Raw genomic sequence first — 23,550 nt, forward strand, 5'->3', positions numbered from 1 at the left:
TCACCGAACGGACGACAACAACTGGCAAAGCTGATCGAGCTGTTCGAGAGTCTTGTAGCGGATGGTAACCTGCCCTTCCCCACCGGCCCTGTGATCGATCGCCACACCCATGCCCAGATTGGCCGAAAGATCCTCTTCCAGCGCGCGGGTATCGGTGTCCTTTTGCGGGCTTCGACGGACCGACGGACTGACCGGCGGAATGGTCATGCGCCGAGCCAGGTCTTCGGTTTCGCGAACGGACAGCCCTTCCCCCGCCACTTTCATCGCTAGCTTCACCGGATCCTCTGCTGTGACCAGGGCCCGTGCGTGTCCCGCCGAAATGGTCCCGGCGACAACCATGTTCTGAACGTCGACCGGAAGATTGAGCAACCTGAGAAGGTTCGCGATATGGCTCCGGCTCTTGCCGAGTGCCTCGGCGATCTTTTCCTGTGTGTGCCCGAACTTGTCGATCAGCTGACGATAGCCCGTGGCTTCTTCGATCGCGTTGAGACCTTCGCGCTGGATGTTCTCGATGATCGCGACTTCCAGAACTTCCTGATCATCGAACTGACGAACCACAACCGGCAAAGTCGCCAGCTGGGCCAGCTGCGCCGCCCGCCACCGCCGCTCGCCAGCGACGATTTCATAACGATCCGCCTGGCGGGGCGAAGGCCGTACGACCAGCGGTTGCACAATGCCCTTGGACCGGATCGATTCCGTCAATTCACCCAAAGCGCGCTCATCGAACTTGCGCCGCGGCTGATCAGGATTCGGTTCAATGGATTCGATCGGCAGCTGTTCCACCCGCGAACCGCTCAGGGTCTGCGGAACCTCCCGGTTCGTTTCCTGCGCATCAATCCCGACATCGGCCATCAGCGCCGACAATCCACGCCCCAGGCCCCGACGTGGCTGCTTTCGCTCATTCATCAGGACTCTCCCCGTAGATCATTGTTATTCCTCAAAAATTCCTGCGAGAAGGCGCGATACGCCTGGGCGCCTTTCGAGCTCGGATCGTAGCTGATCGCCGGAATCGAAAAGGACGGTGCTTCACTCAAGCGGACATTTCTGGGGATCACGGTCTGATAGACAAGGTCCCCCAGCGTATCGCGCGCGTCGCGCTCCACCTGTTGTGAAAGGTTGTTCCGCTGATCGTGCATGGTCAGCAGAATGCCCTCGACCCGCAACGCGTTATTCGCCGTCTGGCGGATCTCACGGATGGTGAGCATGAGCTGTGACAGGCCCTCCAAGGCAAAAAATTCGCTCTGGAGTGGAATCAGCACCGAATGCGCCGCAACGAGCGCATTGACGGTCAGAAGGTTCAGAGACGGTGGGCAGTCTATCAGGACATAGTCGAAACCCATCGCGGCAAGCGCCGGACTGGCCAAGGCATCCTTCAACAAGTAGCTGCGCTTGTTGACATTGTAGAGCTGAACGTCGGACGAAGACAGCTCGGTCGTTGAGGGAATGAGGCTGATCCCGGGCGTTTCGGTCTTGACGATGGTGGATTCCGGCGTCGCTTCCGCCAAGAGCAGATCATACACCGTTTCCTGTCGTTGATCGAGCAACACGCCGAGGCCTGTGGAGGCGTTCCCTTGCGGATCCATGTCCACGACAAGAACCTTTCGTCCCTTTTCGGCAAGCCCGGCTGCGAGATTTATTGCTGTCGTCGTTTTCGCGACTCCACCTTTCTGGTTCGCGATCGCAATGATTTTCATGTGAGGCTGCCCAATCGGCGAAGATTTCTGAGAACAAGAACAACGCTGTCACGGTCGACGATGCTGTCGTGGCGGTCACATTCGAAGTGCCACGATTGCTGCGCCGCTTCAAGCTCTTGGCGCCAATTCCGCCCTTTTGCAAGGATACAGGCACCGCCCGGCGCAAGGTGACGCGCGCAATAGCCCAGGAGTTCGGGCATTGGTGCCAGAGCGCGCGCGGAGACGATGCCAGCCTTTACGTCGTCTGCGGTTTCAATCCGTTGAGTGACGACCTCCGTGTTCAATCCGAGCTCTCGCGATATGATCTTCAGGAAAGCTGATTTTCGTTTGTCCGCTTCCACGAGGAGCACCGTGGTCTCCGGCGCTCTCTCAGAAGCGACGATTGCGACAACGATTCCGGGCAAGCCTCCTCCCGATCCGATATCGCACCACCTGTCGGGGAAACCGGCCGGAACGTAGCGAACAATCTGAAGGGAATCGATAACATGCCGAGACCAGACATCAGCATATGTGTTTGGCGCGATCAGGTTGATCCTTCTCGACCACGCGACGAGGGCTTCTGAAAACCTGTCGAGCTGCTCCAATGTTTCACGTGAAACAGGGAAGCCGAGTGCCTCAGCTGCCTCTTCAGCGCGCGACACGGTGACGCTTTTCCTGCAGACGAATATGCGCCAGCACCGCCGACATGGCGGCAGGTGTCATGCCTTCGATCCGCTCAGCTTCACCGAGCGTGTTGGGCCGGTGATTGGACAGCTTTGTCTTCAACTCATTCGAAAGCGAGGCAATCAGAGTGTAATCGATCTCCTGCGGGATCATCACAGCATTCTCTCGCTTCAGACGCTCAGCTTCGCGCAATTGTCTTTCGAGATAAGGTTCGTAGAAAGCATCGCGCCCGACTTGCTCAAGATCAGACAGGTCAATCCCGGGAAGATAGGGCAGCAAGTCCGCACAAGAGCGCTTTTCGGCAACGAGTTGGCCGGCGGCGTCCCGCCAACTACGCTTCTTCCCGGTCTTCGAAACCAGCAGATTGAGCGCCAAAGCGACGTCGGGATCGACAAAATCCGCACTCATCTTTTTCGACGACGCTTGCAAGCGATTCATCTTCTCATCAAAGGCTTGCTTGCGATCTTCAGAAACAAGATTGGTATCGACCCCAATCGGCGTCAGTCGTTGATCGGCATTGTCAGCACGAATGCTCAAACGATACTCCGCCCGTGACGTGAACATTCTATAAGGTTCGCTCACACCGCGATGGATCAGGTCGTCGATCATGACCCCTATATAGCTGTCGAAGCGGGACAAGACGAGCTCCTCAGCGCCCGTCGCGCGGGCCGCAGCGTTCGCGCCCGCAAGAAGACCTTGCGCGCCCGCCTCTTCATACCCCGTTGTGCCATTGATCTGACCAGCCAGAAAAAGCCCCGCTATATGGCGATGCTCCAAGGTCGCGCGCAATCCGCGTGGATCTAGGTAATCGTATTCGATTGCGTAGCCGATATGGCGAACCTCAACATTCTCCAAGCCTTTGATAGACCGAAGAAACTCAATCTGAACATCCCCGGGAAGGGAGGTCGAGATGCCGTTCGGATAAACAAGCTCGCTGCTCAGGCCCTCGGGTTCAAGAAAGACATTATGCCCCGATTTCTCGGCGAATCGAACGACCTTGTCTTCAATTGACGGGCAGTAGCGCGGGCCGACGCCGGAAATATTCCCAACGTGCATCGCGGAAAGATGCAGATTCTTGGCAATGATCTCATGCGTCCGCGCGTTCGTCTCCGTGACACCGCAAGGAACTTGCCTCGCCTGGACAGTGCTTGTCTGAAAGGACAGAAATTCGGGATACTCGTCGCCCGGCTGTTCGCCAATGACGCCCCAATCAATGCTTGACGCAACCAGCCGCGCAGGTGTTCCGGTCTTCAATCGCCCTATCCCGTCCGCCGCTTCACGGAGGCGATCTCCGAGCCGTTCCGCCGCCGGAGCTCCCCGACGACCCGCCGCAATCCTCTCGGTCCCAACATGGATTTCCCCACGCAGGAAAGTGCCAGTCGCCAGAACGATCGCGCGGGCGAGGATTTCACTGCCATCGGCCAGAACGATCGCCTTTGCCTCACCGGAATCGACGCGTATATCGACTACCTCGGCTTCAATGACATCAAGGCCTTGCTGCGCCGCCACATAGCGCTGAACGAACGCAGCGTAACGTTCCCGATCCGCCTGAACGCGCGGTCCCTGCACTGCCGGCCCGCGGGACCGGTTGAGCAGCCTGTACTGGATAGCAGCATAGTCCCCGGCACAGCCCATCATTCCGTCCAGTGCATCGATCTCGCGCACAAGATGGCCCTTGCCGATCCCACCGATCGCGGGATTGCAGGACATCACACCCAAGTCGCTTTTCCGAAACGTAATCAATGCAGTGCGCGCATTCCGGCGCGCTGCGGCCAAGGCAGCTTCGACACCGGCATGCCCGGCACCAACGACGATGACATCATATTGTTTCACGTGAAACAGCCCTACTTGCCGATACAGAACGACGCAAAGATCCGTCCAAGGACGTCTTCTACATCTACGCGCCCGATAATGCCATCCAAAGCCCGGATTGCCGCCTTCACATCTTCCGCAACGAGGTCCCAGTCAAGACCGCGCTCCAATGCCGTAAGGGCCGTATCGATCCCCTCCAGTGCCCGGCTCAGCTTGTCGAAATGGCGCTCCCGGGTGAAGACGGAACTCTCGCGTGACCGCTCCCGCAACTCAGCCGTAATCCGGTCCACAAGCTCGGTGACGCCCTGCCCATTGCGCACCGACAGCCCCTCCAGACCCCAAAGGTCAGCCTTCGACAGGATAATGATATCGCCCTCGGTCACATTCATCGGCACCTCGTCGGGCGCGCTTTGCAGAAACACCCGCAAATCCGCGCGCGCGGCCCGCGCTTGCCCGCGTTCGATGCCTGTCTGCTCGATCTCATCGTCCGACTGCCGCAATCCGGCGGTGTCGATCAAGGTCACTGACAACCCGTCCAGCTCCATCCGGACTTCGATCACGTCCCGTGTGGTCCCCTCGCGCGACGAGGTGATCGCCGCTTCCCTTCCCGCCAAAGCATTGAGAAGCGTGGATTTTCCGGCATTCACCCGCCCCACGATCGCCACCTCGAAGCCGCCGCGCACAGATTCCGAGGCACGGCGGCCGGCCATTTGATGTTGCAAGCTTGTCTGGACCGCCTTCAGCGGGGTCACCACTTGTACGGTCAGATCGTCGGGCAATTCCTCATCTGCGAAATCCAGCGCCGCTTCCATCATCGCCAGCGATTGCAACAGGTCCTCGCGCCAGCGTTCGACCATCGCCCGCGCCGACCCGTCCATGACGTCCAGCGCCTGGCGCCTTTGGGCATCGGTTTCGGCGTCTATCAGATCCGCCAGCGCCTCGACCTCGGTCAGGTCCATGCGCCCGTTCAGGAAGGCGCGCCGCGTGAACTCACCCGCTTCCGCCGCTCGCACGCCTTCGACGGCAAGACAGGCGCGCAGCATGGCCGCCACGACCGCGACACTGCCATGCACCTGAAACTCGCAGATCCGCTCACCGGTAAAGCTGTGACCCTGCTCGAAGGTCAGGACCAGCCCGGTATCGATGACCGATCCTGACGCATCGCGGAACCGCGCCCAGCGGAAATCGCGCCCGGCAGGCGCAAATCCGGCAATTGCTTCGCAAAGCTCGAACGCCCGCTCGCCCGAGGCGCGGATGATTGCCACGCCCGCTCGGCCCTGCGCGGTGGCAAGGGCGACAATCGTGTCCATCTGTCCCTCCGGATGAACGACCCGATCACGAGTTCATGGAATCGAAGAACTCGCTGTTCGTCTTGGTCTGTTTCAGCTTCGAGATCAGGAATTCGATCGCATCCGTCGTGCCCATCGGGTTCAGGATGCGGCGCAGAACGAAGGTTTTCTGCAGGTTCGACTTGTCGACCAGCAGGTCTTCTTTCCGCGTCCCGGACTTGAGAATATCCATGGCCGGGAACACGCGCTTGTCGGCCACCTTGCGGTCCAGCACGATCTCCGAGTTGCCCGTTCCCTTGAATTCTTCGAAGATCACCTCGTCCATGCGCGAGCCGGTATCGATCAGCGCGGTGGCGATGATGGTCAGCGACCCGCCTTCTTCGATGTTCCGCGCCGCCCCGAAGAACCGCTTCGGCCGCTGCAGCGCGTTGGCATCGACACCGCCGGTCAGCACCTTGCCCGAGGACGGAACAACGGTGTTGAAGGCCCGGCCCAGGCGGGTGATCGAGTCGAGCAGGATCACCACGTCGCGCTTGTGCTCGACCAGCCGCTTGGCCTTTTCGATCACCATCTCGGCCACCGCCACGTGACGCGTCGCCGGCTCGTCGAAGGTCGAAGACACGACCTCGCCCTTCACCGAGCGCTGCATGTCCGTGACTTCCTCGGGTCGCTCGTCGATCAGAAGCACGATCAGGTAGCATTCCGGGTGGTTCGACGCGATCGAATGGGCGATGTTCTGCATCAGCACGGTCTTACCCGTGCGCGGCGGCGCCACGATCAGCGCGCGCTGGCCCTTGCCCAGCGGGACAACGATATCGATGATCCGCGCCGAGCGATCCTTGATCGTCGGATCCTCGATTTCCATGTTCAGCCGCTCATCGGGATAGAGCGGCGTCAGGTTGTCGAAATGGACCTTGTGGCGCGCGCGCTCGGGATCGTCGAAATTGATCGACGTCACCTTGGTCAGCGCGAAATACTTCTCGTTCTCGCCCGGTGCGACGATCACGCCTTCGATCGTGTCGCCGGTGCGCAGGCTGAACTGACGGATCATCTCGGGCGAGACGTAGATATCGTCCGGACCTGGAAGATAGTTGGCTTCAGTCGAGCGCAGAAAGCCGAAACCGTCCTGCAGAACCTCCAGCACGCCATCGCCGCCGACTTCCCAGCCATCCTCGGCGCGCTCTTTCAGGATCGAGAACATCATCTCGCCCTTGCGCATGGACGGCGCGTTCTCGATTTCCAGCTCTTCGGCCAGCGCCAGCAGCTCGGCGGGTGTCTGGGCTTTCAGCTCGGACAGGTTCAGTCGGTTCTCGGCCATGCATAGCCCTCCACGATGCGCCCGGATCGGGGCCAGCATCGGATCAATCATAAAGTCTTCGGAAAACACGGGGTCCCGGACGGGTCCGCTTTGGCGTTTCTCTAAGCGAATGCACAGCCCGAGTCAATTGCGCCCCGGATCCATGCCGGGCGCGTTCAGGTCCCCATCTTTCTTAAAAAATAAGAAAAGAGAGAAAGGATAGATGATGATGATTGTCATGGGGATAACCGGAATTCTGGCTCTGCCCCCAGCTTTGTCCACAGGCTGGCGACGCGGGCCTTTCGGTAACAACGCGCGACAAACCCTTGGGATTCAGCGCTGAATCTGCCTTTCTCCCCACCGGGGCGCCGACCCTTTTCAGATCTTTCACACCCTGTGCATTGAGGTTTTCCCGTGTGGAGAAACCGGCCCGGCGGCTTGACTTTTCTGGGTGTAACCGGCGATCTCTCGCCAGCACCCCCAGTGGCCCCCAATCCACCCAGAGATTTCGAGCAGACTTATCCACATGACTGTCCTCACCCTCGCTTCTGGCTCCGCGATCCGGGCGACGCTTTTGCGCAACGCAGGATTGCAGATCGCGGTCCAACCGGCGCGAATCGATGAGGAGATGCTGCGCGAGTCGCTTCTGGCCGAGGGCGCCGGCGCGCATGATCTGGCCGATGCCCTGGCCGAGCATAAGGCGCTGAAAGTCGCGCGCCGGAATCCGCAGGGGCTGGTCTTGGGCTGCGACCAGATCCTCGAATGCGACGGCCGGATCTTTGCCAAACCGCGCGATCCCGACGAGGCGCGCGCACAGCTCGATACGCTGCGCGGCAAGACTCACCGTCTGCACACCGCCGCCGTCCTGTTCGCCCAGGGCGAGCCGGTCTGGCGTCACTTCGCCACGCCCCGTCTGACAATGCGGGACTTTTCGGACGCGTATCGCGACGCCTATATCGCCCGGAACTGGGACGAAATCCGGCATTGCGTCGGTGGCTATCAGATCGAGGCCGAGGGCCTGCGCCTGTTTTCCGCCATCGAGGGCGATCTCTTCAGCATCCAGGGCCTGCCGCTGATCGAGCTTTTGCAGATCCTCACGCGTCGAAAGGATATCGACGGATGACCCAGCTTCGCCTCGCCGGGGTAATCGGCGATCCGGTTGCCCATAGCCGCTCGCCCCGCCTGTTCCGTCACTGGTTGCAGCGCTACGGGCTCGAAGGGCACTATGTTCCCCTGCATATCAAGCCGGACGATTTCGCCGAGGCGCTGCGCATCCTGCCGCGCATGGGGTTCGTCGGCGTCAATGTCACCATCCCGCACAAGCACGACGCGCTGGGGCTGGCCGACACAGTGACCCGGCTCGCCGACCGGATCGGGGCCGCGAATACGCTGACCTTCACCAGATCGGGGATCGAAGCCGACAACACCGATGCCCATGGCTTTGCGCAGAATATCCGTGACGCGCATCCCGACTGGGCTCCGCGCGTCGTGTCCCTGATCGGGGCCGGCGGGGCCAGCCGGGCAGTGATCGCGGCGCTTCAGGATGCCGGGGCCGAGGAAATCCGCCTGACCAACCGCACCGGCGCCCGGGCCGAGGAACTGGCCGGTGAGCTGGGCGACGGCATCACCGTCATCCCCTGGGACGAGCGGGCGGCGATGCTGGCGGGCTGCGACACGCTGGTCAACGGCACGGCGATGGGGATGTCGGGCAATCCGCCTCTGGATCTGCCGCTGGACGATCTGCCCGCCACGGCGCTGGTAACCGATCTGGTCTATACACCGATGGAAACGCCGCTTCTGGCCACCGCGCGCGCGCGGGGAAATCCGGTAGTCGACGGTCTGGGCATGCTTCTGCATCAGGCGGTGCCGGGATTCGAGCGCTGGTTCGGCCATCGCCCCCGCGTTGACGAGGCTTTGCGCAAGGCGGTGCTCGGATGACCTTGGTTCTGGGGCTGACCGGCTCGATCGGCATGGGAAAATCGACCACGGCGGGGTTCTTCCGCGAGGCCGGCGTGCCGGTCTGGGACGCCGATGCCGCCGTGCATGCGCTTTACGCCAAAGGCGGCGACGCCGTCGCGCCGCTGGCCGCGCTGCACCCGGCGGCGGTTGTCGACGGGGCCATCGACCGCGCCGCGCTGCGCGACTGGATCGCTACGGACAAGAGCGCGCTTGCGCAGATCGAAGCGGTGGTTCACCCGCTGGTCGGCCAGTCGCGCGCCGATTTCATCGCCGCCCATGCCGACAAGCCGCTGGTCGTCGTCGATGTGCCGCTGCTGTTTGAAACCGGCGGCGAGAAGGGCGTCGATCGGGTGCTGGTCGTCTCCGCCCCGCCCGAGGTCCAGCGCGAGCGGGTTCTGGCGCGTCCCGGCATGACCGAGGCGCATTTTAGGACCATATTGTCGAAACAGATGCCCGATGCCGAGAAACGCGCGCGCGCCGATCACGTGATCCAGACGCTGGGTCTTGAACAGACCCGCCGCGCCGTGTTCGACTTGGTGGCAGGGCTGAGCGGAGAAACGCGCAATGCGTGAAATCGTCATGGACACGGAAACCACCGGCTTCGAGCCGTCCGAGGGACACCGGCTGGTGGAGATCGGCGGTGTCGAGCTGGTCAACCACATGCCGACCGGACGGACCTATCACCAATACATCAACCCCGAGCGCGACATGCCGGAAGAGGCGTTCAACGTGCACGGGTTGTCGGCGGATTTCCTGCGCCCGCAGCCGAAATTCAACGAGATCGCGGACGATTTCGTCGCGTTCTTCACCGGCGCGACGCTGGTGATCCACAACGCCGCCTTCGACATGAAGTTCCTGAATTTCGAGCTGGAGAAATCCGGCCGCCCAAAGCTTCAGAACAAGGTCGTCGACACGCTGGCCATCGCCCGGCGGCGTTTCCCGGGCTCGCCCGCCTCGCTGGATGCGCTGTGCCGGCGGTTCGGCATCGACAACTCGTCGCGGACGTTGCACGGCGCTCTGCTCGACTCGGAGATCCTGGCCGAGGTCTATCTGGAACTGATGGGCGGGCGTCAGCCGGATCTGGTGCTCGGTGGGGCCGGGTCGTCGCGCGGCGGCGGTTCGGTCGACAGCCAGTGGCGCCCGCGCGCCCGTCCGGTGCCGCTGCCTTCCCGCCTGACGGCGGACGAGGCCGCGGCCCATGCCAAGCTGGTCGAAAAGATGGGCGAAGCGGCGATCTGGGCGCGCTATGGCTCCTGACGCGCTGGTCGTGGGCGCCGGTCCTGCCGGGCTCATGGCCGCTGACCGCCTGCTGGCCGCCGGATGCTCCGTGCTGTTGGCCGAGGCCAAGCCTTCGCCCGCGCGCAAGCTGCTGATGGCGGGGAAATCCGGGCTGAACGTCACCAAGGACGAGACGCTCGACGCCTTTATTTCGAATTATTACGAAGCAAGCGACTGGCTGCGGCCCATGCTGGAGGCTTTCGGCCCAGCTCACGTGCAGGACTGGATGCGCGCGCAGGGGCAAAAGGTCTTTACCGGATCGTCGGGCCGGGTTTTCCCGAAATCGATGAAAGCCTCGCCCCTGTTACGTCACTGGCTGGCCGATCTGCGCGCGCGCGGGCTCGATCTGCGCACGCGCTGGCGCTGGCGCGGTGGCGGTCACTTCGACACGCCTGACGGGCCGATGACGGTCACGCCAGAAGCCACGGTGCTGGCCATGGGCGGTGCAAGCTGGGCGCGGCTGGGATCGGACGGCGCCTGGGCGGGTATCCTGCGCGAGGTGGGCGTCGAGCCGGCGCCGTTCAGACCCGCGAATATGGGGTTCCGCGTCGACTGGTCCGAACCGATGGCGCGGTATTTCGGCGAGCCGCTGAAGGGCGTGGCGCTGATCGCGGGCGACCGGAGCCTGCGGGCCGAGGCGGTGATTTCCGCGCGTGGTCTGGAAGGCGGCGGGATCTATGCCTTGAGCCGCAGCTTGCGCGACGGCGCCGGGCTGTTCGTCGATCTGTTCCCCGATCTGAGCGCCGAGGCGCTGACCGACCGGATCGCCCGGCGTCCCGCCCGGGAATCTGCGGCGAACCGTTTGCGGAAGCTGGGGCTGGCCGGCGGGCGTCTGGCGCTGGTTCAGGAATTCCTGCGCCCCCTGCCCGCCGATCCCCGGGATGCTGCGCAGGCGCTGAAAAGGCTGCCTGTCCCGCTATCCGGCCCGCGCCCGATGGACGAGGCGATCTCGACCGCCGGGGGGATCCGGCGCGCGGACCTGACCGACGAGCTGATGCTGCGTGCCCTGCCCGGCACCTTCGCCGCGGGCGAAATGCTGGATTGGGAGGCCCCGACCGGCGGCTATCTGCTGACGGCCTGTCTTGCCACGGGCCGCTGGGCGGGCGACGGCGCCGTGCGGTTCATTGCGTCCCGGTCAGGATGAAACCCGCGCCAATGGCAAAGCGCCCGTCAATGACGTGACCGGCGGTGAACGGGCCGACATCGCGCTGGAACACCGCACGAAAACTGTCGTCGCCCAGCGTGATCGCGAGCGTCTCGAACCCGAACAATGCGCCACTGCGGGGATATTGCGCTTTGTAAGCCGCCTCTTTCGCGCTGAAGACAACGCGGGCCAGACGGGGATCGAGGTCGCGCTCCTGCGGTAAAAGCACGGTGTCGCGGATATCCTCGGGCAGGTCGGCATCGACTTCCAGATCCAGCCCGATCATTCCCTTGCCCACCGCCGCCATCGCCCAGCCTCCGGCATGCGAGATCGAACCGGTGACGCCCTCGGGCCAGTCCGGGCTGCGGTCTATGGCCATCGGGATGGCGACATCGCGACCCATCGCCTGCCGCGCCGCCTGCCGCCCAGCCGAGAACTCGGCCCTTCGACGCTCGACCGCACGCTCGACCGCGGGTTCTTCTTCGGGTTTAAGCGAAATAGAACCGATGGCCACCACGGCGACCCGCAAGGGAGGCCGGAAGACCTGCGCCGCCAGCGTTTCAAGCTGGCGGCGCGTCGTGTCGGTGTCGAGGTTGCTCACGAAGGGATCATCCCAGTTTGCTCAACCGTTCGGCCCGCATGGCGCGGCGCCGTGACATCGCGTCCATGCGTCCGCGCGCGGCCTCTTGCTCGACTTCCTTGGCGGGTTCGGGCGTTTGCGGCGCGGTGCTGCCCGCAGGCTTCAGCTTGGCGTCGATATGCGCCGCCAGAGCCTGCAGGACCGGGAAGCGGAACACGTCGGTGATCGACAGACCGGGCAGTGCCAGCGCCTCGCGGATTTCGCGATGCGCCTGCACGGCCAGCAGCGAATGCCCGCCCAGCTGGAAGAAGTTGTCGGCGGGCTTGATGTCAGGCACGCCAAGCACCTTCTGCCAGATCCCCGCGATCCGTGCCTGCGTATCGCCGCCATTCGCCGCGACCGGCGCGGCGATCACCGCAGGCCGCACGACGCCCGGCGCGGGCAGGGCCTTGCGGTCGATCTTCTTGTTGGGCGTCAGCGGGAAGCTGTCCAGCCGCACCAGAGCCGAGGGCACCATATGCGCGGGCAACACCCCCGCCAGCGCCGTTTTCAAAGCGCCCGTATCGGCATGGCCCAGCACATAGGCCACCAGCCGCACGTCGCCCGGCTGATCCTCGCGCGCGATGACCACCGATTGCGTGACGCCGGGTTGCGCGTCGAGCTGCGTCTCGATCTCGCCCAGTTCGATCCGGTAGCCGCGGATCTTCACCTGATGATCCGCGCGGCCCAGGAAATCGACCGTCCCGTCCGGCCGCAGCCGCACCAGATCGCCGGTGCGATAGAGCCGCGCGCCGTCAATGGTGACGAACCGCTCGGCGGTCAGTTGCGGACGCTGCCAATAGCCGCGCGTAACGCCTGCCCCGCCGATCCACAGCTCGCCCTCCTGCCCCACCGGGACCGGGCGCTGATCGTCGTCCAGCACATGCAGCGTCGTGTTGGCGATGGCCGAGCCGATGCCGACCACGCCCTCGCCACCCTTGGAATAGGCGGTGGTGGACCAGATCGTGGTCTCGGTGGGTCCGTACATGTTCTGCACCGGGGACCCCGTGATCTCCGTTAGCTGCGACGCCAGAGCCCCCGGCAGCGCCTCGCCGCCGACCATCATGTGCTTGACCTGCCCCAAAGCCGCGCGGGCCTCGTCATTGGTGACCAGCATTCGTGCCATCGAGGGCGTGCATTGCAGATGCGTGACCTTGTGGCGCTGGATCTGCGCGGCGAGCGAGAAGTCGTTCGCGTCCAGCTCGGCCGGCGCGTTCGACCGGCGCAGCACCTCGGCCAGCGGATAAAGCCCCTCGAGCACCTGCTGGGTAGGGATGCCGTAATCGATCAGGCAGCCGATCTCGGCCACGCCGATGGCCTTGAGTTGCTCGACGCGGCGGATGCAATCGTCGACCGTGCCGAACAGGCCGCTGTCTTCGAAATAGCGATTGAACGCATAATCGAGGATCCCGTCCACCTCGTCCTGGCTGAGCGTGGCAAGGTCGATCTCCATCGGGTTCGACGTGCCTTTGGGCTTCTTGAAGGCGGGGAACGCCCAGGCATACTGCTTCAGCAAAGCGGCCGCCGACAGAAGATAGCTTTTCATCGGGCCGCTGGCGGTTTCGCGCGCGATCTCTCGGGTGCGGGCGACATAGGTGTGCAGCATCATCGTGACCGTGTGATCCGCCGGGTCACGGCCCACCTCGCGCAGGGCGTCGTGATAGATGCGGATCTTTTCGGCGACCTCGTCGATCGACTGGCCCAGAAGGTGGGTCAGCACGTTCGCACCGATGCGCCCGGCCTCGCGCCAGGTTTCGGGATTGCCCGCCGTGGTCAGCCAGATCGGCAATTCCTTGGACACAGGACGCGGCAGCGACTGAACGATGCGTTCCTCGCCATTATGGTCAAACGCGACATCCTCGCCACGCCACAGCTTGCGCACCTTCTCGATCGTGTCGAACAGGGCGGCCTTGTTGTGGGGCACCGAGTTTTCCGGCCGCAGCACGAAATCGACCGGGTGCCAGCCCGAGGCCATGCCAAGGCCCACGCGCCCGTTGGTCAGGTTGTCGATCACCGCCCATTCCTCGGCGATCCTTAGCGGGTGGTGCAGCGGCGCCACGCAGGAGCCCGCGCGCACGTCGATATTCTTTGTCACCGCCGCCACCGCCGCGCCGGTCACGGCGGGGTTCGGATAGGGGCCACCGAAGGCGTGGAAATGGCGTTCCGGCGTCCAGACGGCGCGGAAGCCGTGGGTATCGGCGAATTTCGCGCCTTCCAGCAGCAGCTCGTATTTCTTCGGGCCGGGGCCGTCATCATTGCCCCAGTAGAACAGGCTGAAATCCATCTTCTTGTCGGAAATCGCCATCGACCCGCCCGAGACCATCATGCGGTCTTCGTCCGAGGTCAGCACCAGCTTGAAGCCGCGCGCCAGCGTCCAGAAGAGTTCGAGCACCGAGATGTCGAACGACAGCGAGGTCACGGCCAGCCAGACGCCGGCGGGATCGTGCTGGATGCGCTGATCCATCCCGGCGAAGAAATTGGCGACGTTGCGGTGTTCGACCATCACGCCCTTGGGCAGCCCGGTCGAGCCCGAGGTATAGATCAGATAGGCCAGGTTTTCGGGCGACGCGCCGGTTTCTGGATTGGTGTCCGGGGCGGCGGCAAGGCGGGTATCCGTGTCCAGAACCAGCAGCTGCGCGGCGTGGTCCGGCAGACTGTCGATCAGGCCCGATTGCGTCACGATGACCGGCGCGCCGCTATCGGTGACGAAATGCTTCAGCCGGTCGGCGGGATAGGACGGATCCATCGGCACATAAGCGCCGCCGGCCTTCAGGATCCCCAGCGCGCCGATCAAGAGATCGGGCGAGCGGCGGGCACACAGCGCGACAGGCGTGTCGGGATTGATGCCCATTCCTTGCAGGACATGCGCGACCTTGTTGGCCCGCGCGTTCAGTTGGGCATAGGTCAGCGACCGGCCCTCAAAGACCAGCGCGGTCGCGTCGGGGGTCCGGGCGACCTGAGCTTCGAACAGGCGGCTGATAGGCTGGTTGTCGAAGGGCGCGGCGGTGTCGTTGAGCCGGTCGAGGATCGCGCGCTCGGGCGCGCTGAGGCGGTCGAGCTTGTTCAGCGGCGTCGCCGCATCGGCCTGCGCCAGATGCGCGATGCGCGCAACGGCGAGATCCAGCGTGGCCTCGTCCGTCAACGACAGATCGGCGCTCAGCGTCAGACCCGCAGGCCCTGACACAAGGCACAGCGCCACGCCGTCGATGGGCGCGTCGGTTTCCGACAGGCCCAGCGCCGGGGCGGAAAGCGGCATCAGCGCCGGGTCGCGGCCGATGAGGTCGCGCGCGTACGAGGGATGCGTTTCTGTGAAGGCCGTGGTGTCCGCCATCGCGGCTTCCAGTGCGCCGAGGCTGTCACCCGTGACGTTCATCGGCACCCAGGACGCGATATAGGCCGGGGCGGCGCGATGCGCGTCGTCGGTCATCGGGCCGCGATAGGCCCAGCTGCCGGGGGTAAAGGACGACAGGATCGCCGCCGCGCGCAGGGCGGTGACATTGTCCAGCGCACGCTCGGCCCGGCCCGTGCCGGCGCCTTTGGCGGACAGTTCGGACGGGGCAAAGGCGGAAAGCGCCTTGCGCCAGCGGGCTTCGCCCGGGGTGACGCGGGCCATGGCACCGGTCAGGGACTCGGATGGGGCGGGCAGCAGGTCGCCGGTTTCGGCGATGTCGCTTTCGGGCAGGCCACCGAGACAGGTCAGGCCCGTCAGCCTTACCGCGCCATCGGCGCAGGCAACGGTCAGCGCGTCGCCCGTGTCCAAGACGGTGCCCGGCACGCCCGAGCCGGGGACGATCTCCGACCCGGTCACGGCGAAGACGCCCTTGGCGGTTTCCACCTTGGGCAGCGCCAGAGGGTTCCAGTAGCCGCTATGATCGAGCGCGCGCACCAGGCGGACAATCTCGGCCCCCGGGCGGGTGAAATCGATCCGCGCCGCGTGGGCCGGGCGGTCGTCGCGGCGATAAAGCGTCCGCTGGCTCAGATCCTGCGCGGTGCCCGGCGCATCGGTTTCCAGGGCCGTCACGACGGCGGGGAAGCTTTCGATGGCCGCCGCATAGCAGCGGGCATTGAGGGAAAAGGCGGTGTCATCGGGCTGGATGTCGAAACCGGCCTGTTGCAAAACACGGCCTTCGTCGATCCCGCCTTCGATCCGGTGCCATGTCACGCCGTGGCGCGTCTCACCTTTCAGCATCGCCCAGAGCGGCGCGTTCAGCCCGGCATAGCGCGGCAGCGGGCCGTCATGGAAATTGACCGCGCCTTTCACGGCGCGGGCGATCAGCGCGTCGGGCAGAACGGACAGGTTGGCAATGGACAACAGCCAGTCGAAATCGGCGGAGACGCGGTCTTCCAGCCCCTTGCCGGGGGCGACGACCGGCAGACCGGCGGCCTCGGCCCAGGCGATCACCTCGGCATTGCGGCTGGCGACGGTGACGATCCGGTGGCCGCGTCCCAGAAGGATCTTGGCGCATTCCACCAGCAGGGATTCATTCCCAACCAGGACACTCGAAAAAGACGTCATTCTTAACTCTCCTGCGGTCGGCGCGTTCCCAGACTGTGTCGCAAAAGATCGCGGACAAAATGTGGCGGGGTATGGGGTTGTTTGCGCTGCAGCAACACCCGCAGCCCGTACAGGCCCAGCCCCGCCATATGCGCCGCGGTCGCGGTCAGCGTGTAGAGACGACCGTGGTTCTTTTCAAAGTAATGCCGCCGCGACTGAAACCAATAATCCGGCACGCGGGACCATTGCTTCATCCCGGTGCTGACCGAGCCGATATGCACGACCCGGCTTTCGACGACATAAGCCGCACGCCAGCCCGCCCGCCGCCCGCGCAGAAACAGATCAACCTCTTCGAAATACAGGAAAAATGTTTCATCGAAGAGACCGATCTCATCCAGCATGTCCTGCCGCATCAGCACGCTGGCCCCGGCGACCCAGTCGACTTGCGTGGTCTCGGTGGGCAGCGGCGGGGCGACGATGGCGTGTCTGAGCAGCTTCGACACCGGCCCGGTCTTTGCCGCGCCTTCGAACTCGCTGGCGATCGAGGGGAAGCGGAAGGCGGTGACATGCGGCACATCGTCCTCCCCCCGGATCGCGCTGCCCGCGAATCCGGTCTGCGGATGGGACTCGAGGTAATCGAGCAACACGCGGATCGCATCGGGTTCGGGGAAGGCGTCGGAATTCAGGATGAACACGTAATCGGGCCGCGTTCCGTCCGGCAGGCCCGCGCGGATGCCCACGTTGTTCCCCGCCCCGAAGCCGCCATTGCGGTCCGACGCGATCACCCGCACGCGCGGCCAGCTTTCGGCGCGGGCGGTCAGGGTTTCGAAGCTGCCGTCCTGGCTGTCATTGTCAACGATGGTGATCGCGCCCTCGATCCCCTCCATCGCGGTGATGGCGGCCTCGGCGGCGCGCGCCGTCATCTCGGCGGTGCGCCAGTTCAGGATCACACACAGAACGCGGCTCATGTCTCGACCTCAGCGATCAGGGTCTTCAGCTTGGACGCCATGACACGGACATTGGGTTCCAGCACCATGGAATCGTGATCGCCGGGAACCTCGTGCACGCTGAGCCGGGCCATGTAGCGCGACCAGTCGTTATCGTCATGGACGTATTCCTTGGCACTGCTCACCCAGCGCCCGCCCGAGACTTTCCAATGCCGGTCCAGCGGCGGACGGAACAGCGCGACCCGGCCGTCATAGGGGTCAAGGCCCACATGCGGCAGGGCATTGCGGAAGGCGGTTTCGATGGCGCGGTTGTGGAAGCCGCTATCGGCTTCGGCCTGGGCCTCTTGCGCCATGCGGTCCAGCTCTTCCTTCCACGCTTTGCGGTCGGCCATCCATTCGGCGAAATAGCCCGGACCCTTGCGGCGGAATTCGGCCAGCTTGATCAGCGCCTTGTCCGCCCGGTTCAGCGCCGGGCGTTCGGGCAGCGGCGTGTCCAGCAGCGTCAGCAGCGCGACCTCCTCGCCCTCGGTGCGCAATTGCCGCGCCATTTCCAAAGCCGTCAGCCCGCCGCCCGAGAAACCGCCGATCAGATAGGGGCCGTGCGGTTGCACCTGCCGGACCTCGGCCAGGTAATCGCGTGCGGCCTCGTCCAGACGGCGATGCGGTTCGGCGCCGCCCAGAAGCCCGCGCGCCTGAAGGCCATAGAACGGTCGGTCGCGGCCCAGAAGCTGGGCGAGGTTGCGCAGGTTCAGCACGTTGCCGAACATGCCCGCGCACAGGAAGAACGGCGTTTTCGCGCCCGGCTCGCCCTCGTGCATCGGCACGAGGAACTCGTAGCGTTTCTGCGGCACGGCCACGGCGGGGGCATCGCCCGTCTCGGTAATTCCGGCACGCTCGGCCACCATGGCGGCGACCTTTTCGACGGTTGGCGCTTCGAACAGGATCGAGATCGGGAAATCGACCGACCATGTTTTCTTCACGCGCGCGAACAGCCGAACGGCGATCAGCGAATGGCCGCCCAGGTCAAAGAAACTGTCCTGCACGCCGACGCCCTGCACGCCCAGCAATTCCTCGAACATCGCGACCAGCATCCGTTCGACATCGTTGCGCGGCGCGACATAGGCGCTGTCGAGGTTGGGGCGCTCGAATTTCTGGCCCTCGCCGGTTTCGATCTCGATGGGCTGCGCGGCCTCGGCGATCAGTTCGGGCAGCGTCAGCGACGAGACAACCACTTGCCGCCGATCCGTGGCGAGCGCGCGCAGGAAGCCTTCGGCGCCCTCGGCTGCGGTCAGGCCCTGCGCAAGATTGCGCGCCAGCCGTTCCTCGCCGGGATTGAGCGCGCGGTCCTCGGTCCCGGCGTCGAATTCGACCTCGGACGGTAAAAGCGGTGCGGGTGCGCCAAAGCCTCCTTCCAGCCGCTTGATGGTGAAGCGGGCAATCTCGGCGCAGACCTCGCCCTCGGGCGTGGCAAGGGTGATGTCGAAACTGGCCACGCCCGGTTCGGCGGGGGCGATGCGGACATGGCTGACGATCTCGGCAGGCAGGGCGCGGAAGACCTTCACGCTGCCATAGCTCACCGGCACCCAGAGCGCGCGACCGCCATAGCCCGCGATCAGGTCCATCGCCCAGCCTGTGGCAAGGTCCATCAGGGCCGGGTGCAGCACATAGCCCTGATCCAGATCGGCGCGGAACGCGTCGGGCAGGGCCAGACGGGCGATGCCTTCGCCCGTGCCATAGGCCACGCGGTTCAGCACCCGCCAGCGCGGGCCGAAATTGAGATGGGTCTCCTGCCCCGTGGCGATGCCGCAGGGGTCTTCCTTGATCCCGGTCTGGCAGCGCGCCTCGACGGCGGTGATGTCCAGCGGCGCGGGGCGGGCGATGTTGCGCATGTTGATCTGCGCAGCTGCATTCAGCACGAAGCCGTCCCGCCCGCGCAACGTCACGCCCGAGCGCAGCGCGAAGTCATAGCCCGCGTCGTTGCGCGTCAGCGTCACGCGGATCGCACGGGGATCGTCGACCTCGAGCGCGCGGAAGAAGGTCAGATCGGCGATTTCGAAAGGTTCGACCTCGCCCTGCCCGTGCAGCGATTGCGCGGCGATTTCCAGCATCCCGGTGCCGGGCACCAGCGCGCGGTTGTCCTTGGTGCGGTGTTCGTCCAGCAGCCACATATCGGTGGAATAGGTCGCGCTGAAGCGCCGGTTCATTCCCGCGTCAAAGCCCGCCGTTTCCAGCAAAGGCAGCGCGACGGGGGTTTCGGGCATCGCCGGGCCGTGGCCCAGGCGCGAGGCCATAGCATCGGCGGCCATGCCGACCTCGGCCCAGATGCCCCAGTCGATGGCGGTGACGCGGGTCTTGCCCGACCGCGCCATGGCCCATGCGTTCAGGTATTCGTTGGCGGCGACGTAATCCACCTGACCGGCCGGGGCCGTCAGGGTCGAGGTGGACGAGAACACGACGATCCGCTCGACCGCGCCGTCGGGCAGCAGGCTGTCGAGAACCCGCGTGCCGTGGACCTTGGGGGCAAAGACGTTTTCCACGCTGCTGACCGATTTCGCGGCCAGCGGGGCATCGTCGATGGTGCCCGCGGCGTGGATCACGCCGTGGATCTTGCCGAAGCGCGCGCGCGCGGCGTCGAAAGCCGCGCGCATCTCGTCAATATTGCAGACATCGGCGGCGGCGATCATCACCTCGCCGCCCATGGCTTCCAGCCGCTCGACCTGCAGGATCCGGCGGGTCGCGGCGTCGCCCCGGGCCTTCGCGGATTCCCAGTCCTCGCGCGGTGGCAGGGCGGTGCGGGCGATCAGCACGATCTTCGCGTCCGAGCGTTGGATCAGCGCCTCGGCCACGGATTGCCCGATGCCGCCGAAACCGCCGGTGATGACCCAGGCCGCGCCCTGCGGCAGGTCGGGGGTGTCGGTCAGCGGTTGCGGGCGCAGTTTCTGGATATAACGCTTGGTCCCGCGCAGGGCGGCGACAGGGTTGCCGGGTTGGGCGAGTAATTCCTCAAGGATCGGGATCGTTTGATCCGGCGCCGAGCCGCGCTTGCGGGTGCGGGGGTCGATATCCAGCGTGCCGATGGTGATCCCGGCGACCTCATGCGGCATGACGCGGGCGGGCCCGGCGATCAGCGCCTTTTCCGGCCAGCGCAGCGCTTCGTCCCGGACCTGCTGGGCGCCGGCGGTGATGACGCTCATATGGAGCGGCCCGGCGAGGCCTTCATCCGCGATGGCCTGACCGAGGAACAGCAGCGAATAGAACCCCTGTTCCACATGCGCCTGAAACGCGTTCGAGCCGGGGCGGAACCGCTCTTCGCCCGAGGCGAGCCAGAAATGCGCGATCCGGGTGGGGACAGTGCCGCGATGGACCAGGTCCTGAATAAGCAGATCATAGCCTTCGCGCCCGCGCTCGGGCGGCAGGGAATAGGCATTCTCGCCCCGGCGGCGGAACGTGTCGCCGGTCTGCACCTCGATCACCTTTTGCCCGGCCTCGCGCAGGCGGGCGATGACGGGGGCGGCGATGCCGTCCTGATCGGCGAAGATCAACCAGCTTTCCACCGGGGCCTGATCCAGCTCGCTCTCGACATCGACATCCACCTCGGCCGAGCGCGCGACCCAGGCCAGCCGCGTGCCCATATCGGCCACGTCTTCGATCCGCGCGGGAAGGGCGGTTTCGGTGATCGTGGCGGGTTTGGCCGGGGCGATGAAATATTCGCGCCGGTCAAAGGCATAACCCGGCAACGGCAGCTTCACCCGCCGTGCCTCGCCCCAGATCTGCGCCCAGTCGAACGCGCCGCCCAGTGCCCAGATCCGGCCCAGAAGGCCCATGTGATACAGATCGTCGGCGATGTCTTCGTCGGGATGGCGCAGCGCGGCCAGAACCTGTTGCGGTGGCACCGCCCGGTGCATCCGGGTGAGCGAGGACAGGGCCTTGCCCGGCCCGACCTCGATCCAGATGCGGTTCGGAACTTCGGCCAGATGGGTCACGCAATCGGCGAACATCACCGTGCCGCGCAGGTGCTGGGTCCAGTAATCGGGGCTGGTGGCCTGCTCGGGCGTCAGAGGCTGGCCGGTGCGGTTGGAAATGATCGGCAGTTGCGGCGGGTTAAGGCGGATCGACGCCAGATAGGCGCGGAACTGACCGAGGATCGGTTCGAGCATCTTGGAATGCGCGGCGATGTCGATGGCGATGCGCTGGGTTTCGATGCCGTCGGCCTCGAGCCGTTTCGCCAGATCCTCAAGCCCCGCATCTGGGCCGCTGACCACTGTTAGCTCGGGCGCGTTGACCGAGGCGATATCCAGATCGCCCAGATAGGGCGTCAGCGCGTCCAGACCCAGCGGCACCGACAGCATCCCGCCCGCAGGCACCGTGTCGAACAACTGGCCACGCAGATGCACCAGACCGATGCAATCTTCGAAGCTGAGGACGCCGGCCAGACAGGCGGCGGTGTTCTCGCCCATCGAATGCCCGACCAGGGCCGAGGGCTGCACGCCCCACGCCATCAGCATCTGCGCCAGCGCATATTCGGTGATCATGATCAGCGGCAGCTGGACCGAGGGCTTTTTCAGCGTCTCGTTCGCGGCATCCTCGGTCCCCGGTTCGGGCAGCCAGAGCGCGCGCAGATCGTAGGACAGGCGCGGCTGCAGGATCTCCAGCCCGCGATCCATCCATTCGGCAAAGACCGGCTCGGTCTCATAGAGATCGCGAGCCATGCCCGCGTATTGCGCACCGCCGCCGGGGAACAGGAAAACCACGTCGGGATTGTCCAGCGCGGTATGGCTGAAAACCCGGCGCGGATTGTCGGTTTCCAGTAGCGAGGCGGCTTCCTTGGCCGTTTCGGCCACCACCGCGCGGCGCTTGTCAAAGGCGCGGCGGCCCTGCTTCAGCGTCCAGGCGATATCGGCAAGGTTCTGATCGGGATTCGCGCGCAGATGGGCGGCCAGATTGGCCGCTTGCCCGTCCAGCGCGGCTTTCGATCGCGCCGAGAGGGTGAAAAGCTGAAACGGCCAGTCGCTTTCCTCGGACGGGGCGCGCTCGGGCGCTTCCTGCAGGATCGCATGGGCATTGGTGCCACCCACGCCCAGCGAATTGACACCCGCGCGGCGCGGATGGCCGCGGTTTTCCCACGGCGTCAGCGCGGCGTTGACGGCAAAGGGCGAGGTTTCGAAGTCGATCGTCGGGTTCGGCGCCTCGAAACCCAGCGAGGGGGGCATTTCCTTGTGGTGCAGCGACAAGGCCACCTTGATGAGCGAGGCCACGCCCGCCGCCGTGTCCAGATGGCCGATATTCGTCTTGACCGAGCCGATCTTGCAGAATTGCGTCTTGTCGGTGGTTTGCTGAAAGGCCTGCGTCATCGCCGCGACCTCGATCGGGTCGCCCAGATAGGTGCCGGTACCGTGGCATTCAATGTAATCGACCGTCTCGGCGGGAACGTCGGACAATGCCTGTGCCTCGGCCACGCAGCGCGCCTGACCCTCGACCGAGGGTGCCAGATAGCCCGCCTTCTGCGCCCCGTCGTTGTTGATGGCCGATCCCTTGACGACGGCCCAGATATGGTCGCCGTCGCGGATCGCATCGTCCAGACGTTTCAGCGCCACGCAACCCGCCCCCGAGCCGAACACCGTGCCCTGCGCGCGGTGGTCGAAGGCGTGGCATTCGCCATCTGGGCTGAGGATCTCGTTTTCCTTGTAGAAATAGCCGCGCATCTGCGGCAGCTCGATGGTCACGCCACCCGCCAGCGCCATGTCGCATTCGCCGTTCAACAGCGCCTGCGAGGCATAATGCAGCGCCACCAGCGAGGTGGAACAGGCGGTCTGGATGTTGATCGACGGCCCGCGCAAATCGAAGATATGGCTGACGCGGGTGGACAGGAAATCCTTGTCGTTGCCGGTATGGCGCAACAGGAACATGCCGACATCGCGCACCATGTCGCGGTTCGAGCAGATGTTGAAATAGAAATAGCTGCCCATGCCGCAGCCCGCATAGACGCCGATCGTGCCGTCGAAGCCTTCGGGCGTGGTGCCGGCGTTTTCCATTGCTTCCCATGCCACTTCCAGAAACTGGCGGTGCTGCGGGTCCAGGATCGCGGCCTCCTTGGGCGAGAAGCCGAAGAACTCGGCGTCGAACTCGGCGAATTTGTCGAGTGGAGCCGCGAAGGGGACGTAGTTGGGCTGACGGATATTCGCCGGGTCCTCGCCCGCGGCGATCAGTTCATCCTCGGTCAGTTGCCGGATCGCGCGGGTGCCCGAGCGCAACATCTGCCAATAGGCATCGACCGACGGCGCGCCGGGCAGATGGGCGGCCATGCCCACGATGGCGATGTCGGTCTCGGAGATATCGGCGGACATGGCGTACCT

Annotated in this window: 15 protein-coding genes; 5 read left to right on the forward strand and 10 right to left on the reverse strand. The window is 64.8% G+C overall.

Annotated elements, in window-relative coordinates; all coding sequences use genetic code 11:
• From C4N9_RS01980 to rho, 6 genes are read right to left on the reverse strand one after another with little or no spacing between them, the layout of a single operon-like run.
• Positions 1 to 906 (reverse strand): ParB/RepB/Spo0J family partition protein, encoded by a 906-nt coding sequence (locus tag C4N9_RS01980; protein ID WP_109531594.1) that lies wholly within the window; start codon positions 904 to 906, stop codon positions 1 to 3.
• Complete coding sequence (locus C4N9_RS01985) at positions 906 to 1,694, reverse strand: ParA family protein (RefSeq protein ID WP_109531595.1); 789 nt, start codon at positions 1,692 to 1,694, stop codon at positions 906 to 908. Before C4N9_RS01985 ends, C4N9_RS01980 begins: the two co-directional genes overlap by 1 nt.
• Positions 1,691 to 2,335 carry a 16S rRNA (guanine(527)-N(7))-methyltransferase RsmG gene (gene rsmG / locus C4N9_RS01990; protein ID WP_168192089.1) on the reverse strand — a complete coding sequence of 215 codons (645 nt, stop codon included), beginning with the start codon at positions 2,333 to 2,335 and terminating at the stop codon, positions 1,691 to 1,693. Before rsmG ends, C4N9_RS01985 begins: the two co-directional genes overlap by 4 nt.
• Positions 2,322 to 4,199 carry a tRNA uridine-5-carboxymethylaminomethyl(34) synthesis enzyme MnmG gene (mnmG, locus tag C4N9_RS01995; protein ID WP_109531597.1) on the reverse strand — a complete coding sequence of 626 codons (1,878 nt, stop codon included), beginning with the start codon at positions 4,197 to 4,199 and terminating at the stop codon, positions 2,322 to 2,324. The genes rsmG and mnmG overlap by 14 nt, the downstream gene beginning before the upstream one ends.
• A 2-nt stretch (positions 4,200 to 4,201) precedes the next feature.
• A complete protein-coding gene (gene mnmE / locus C4N9_RS02000) occupies positions 4,202 to 5,479 on the reverse strand; it encodes a tRNA uridine-5-carboxymethylaminomethyl(34) synthesis GTPase MnmE (protein ID WP_109531598.1) in 1,278 nt (425 codons plus the stop codon).
• A gap of 25 nt (positions 5,480 to 5,504) precedes the next feature.
• Entirely contained in the window at positions 5,505 to 6,776 is a 1,272-nt protein-coding gene (gene rho / locus C4N9_RS02005; RefSeq protein WP_109531599.1) for a transcription termination factor Rho, read from the reverse strand.
• A gap of 505 nt (positions 6,777 to 7,281) precedes the next feature.
• Between rho and C4N9_RS02010 the strand changes: the two genes are divergently transcribed.
• From C4N9_RS02010 to C4N9_RS02030, 5 genes are read left to right on the forward strand one after another with little or no spacing between them, the layout of a single operon-like run.
• Complete coding sequence (locus tag C4N9_RS02010) at positions 7,282 to 7,878, forward strand: Maf family protein (protein ID WP_109531600.1); 597 nt, start codon at positions 7,282 to 7,284, stop codon at positions 7,876 to 7,878.
• Complete coding sequence (locus C4N9_RS02015; RefSeq protein WP_109531601.1) at positions 7,875 to 8,693, forward strand: shikimate dehydrogenase; 819 nt, start codon at positions 7,875 to 7,877, stop codon at positions 8,691 to 8,693. Before C4N9_RS02010 ends, C4N9_RS02015 begins: the two co-directional genes overlap by 4 nt.
• A complete protein-coding gene (coaE, locus tag C4N9_RS02020) occupies positions 8,690 to 9,286 on the forward strand; it encodes a dephospho-CoA kinase (protein ID WP_109531602.1) in 597 nt (198 codons plus the stop codon). The genes C4N9_RS02015 and coaE overlap by 4 nt, the downstream gene beginning before the upstream one ends.
• On the forward strand, positions 9,279 to 9,971 hold the full coding sequence (gene dnaQ / locus C4N9_RS02025) for a DNA polymerase III subunit epsilon (protein WP_109531603.1): 693 nt from the start codon (positions 9,279 to 9,281) through the stop codon (positions 9,969 to 9,971). The genes coaE and dnaQ overlap by 8 nt, the downstream gene beginning before the upstream one ends.
• Complete coding sequence (locus tag C4N9_RS02030; protein ID WP_109531604.1) at positions 9,961 to 11,136, forward strand: TIGR03862 family flavoprotein; 1,176 nt, start codon at positions 9,961 to 9,963, stop codon at positions 11,134 to 11,136. The genes dnaQ and C4N9_RS02030 overlap by 11 nt, the downstream gene beginning before the upstream one ends.
• Here the strand turns inward: C4N9_RS02030 and C4N9_RS02035 are convergent.
• The 4 genes from C4N9_RS02035 to C4N9_RS02050 are packed head-to-tail and all read right to left on the reverse strand — an operon-like array spanning position 11,114 to position 23,541.
• Positions 11,114 to 11,737, reverse strand: coding sequence for a 4'-phosphopantetheinyl transferase family protein (locus tag C4N9_RS02035; RefSeq protein WP_109531605.1), 624 nt, complete (start codon positions 11,735 to 11,737; stop codon positions 11,114 to 11,116). The two genes, C4N9_RS02030 and C4N9_RS02035, sit on opposite strands and share 23 nt — an antisense overlap.
• 7 nt (positions 11,738 to 11,744) lie before the next feature.
• Positions 11,745 to 16,271: a MupA/Atu3671 family FMN-dependent luciferase-like monooxygenase gene (locus C4N9_RS02040; RefSeq protein WP_109531606.1), complete on the reverse strand. Its 4,527-nt coding sequence runs from the start codon at positions 16,269 to 16,271 to the stop codon at positions 11,745 to 11,747.
• Positions 16,272 to 16,273: 2 nt separating this feature from the next.
• Complete coding sequence (locus C4N9_RS02045) at positions 16,274 to 17,218, reverse strand: glycosyltransferase family 2 protein (protein ID WP_109531607.1); 945 nt, start codon at positions 17,216 to 17,218, stop codon at positions 16,274 to 16,276.
• On the reverse strand, positions 17,215 to 23,541 hold the full coding sequence (locus C4N9_RS02050; protein WP_109531608.1) for a type I polyketide synthase: 6,327 nt from the start codon (positions 23,539 to 23,541) through the stop codon (positions 17,215 to 17,217). Before C4N9_RS02050 ends, C4N9_RS02045 begins: the two co-directional genes overlap by 4 nt.
• Positions 23,542 to 23,550: the final 9 nt, after the last annotated feature.

Origin of the sequence: Pararhodobacter marinus, assembly GCF_003122215.1 — a bacterium.
Taxonomy (GTDB): domain Bacteria; phylum Pseudomonadota; class Alphaproteobacteria; order Rhodobacterales; family Rhodobacteraceae; genus Pararhodobacter; species Pararhodobacter marinus.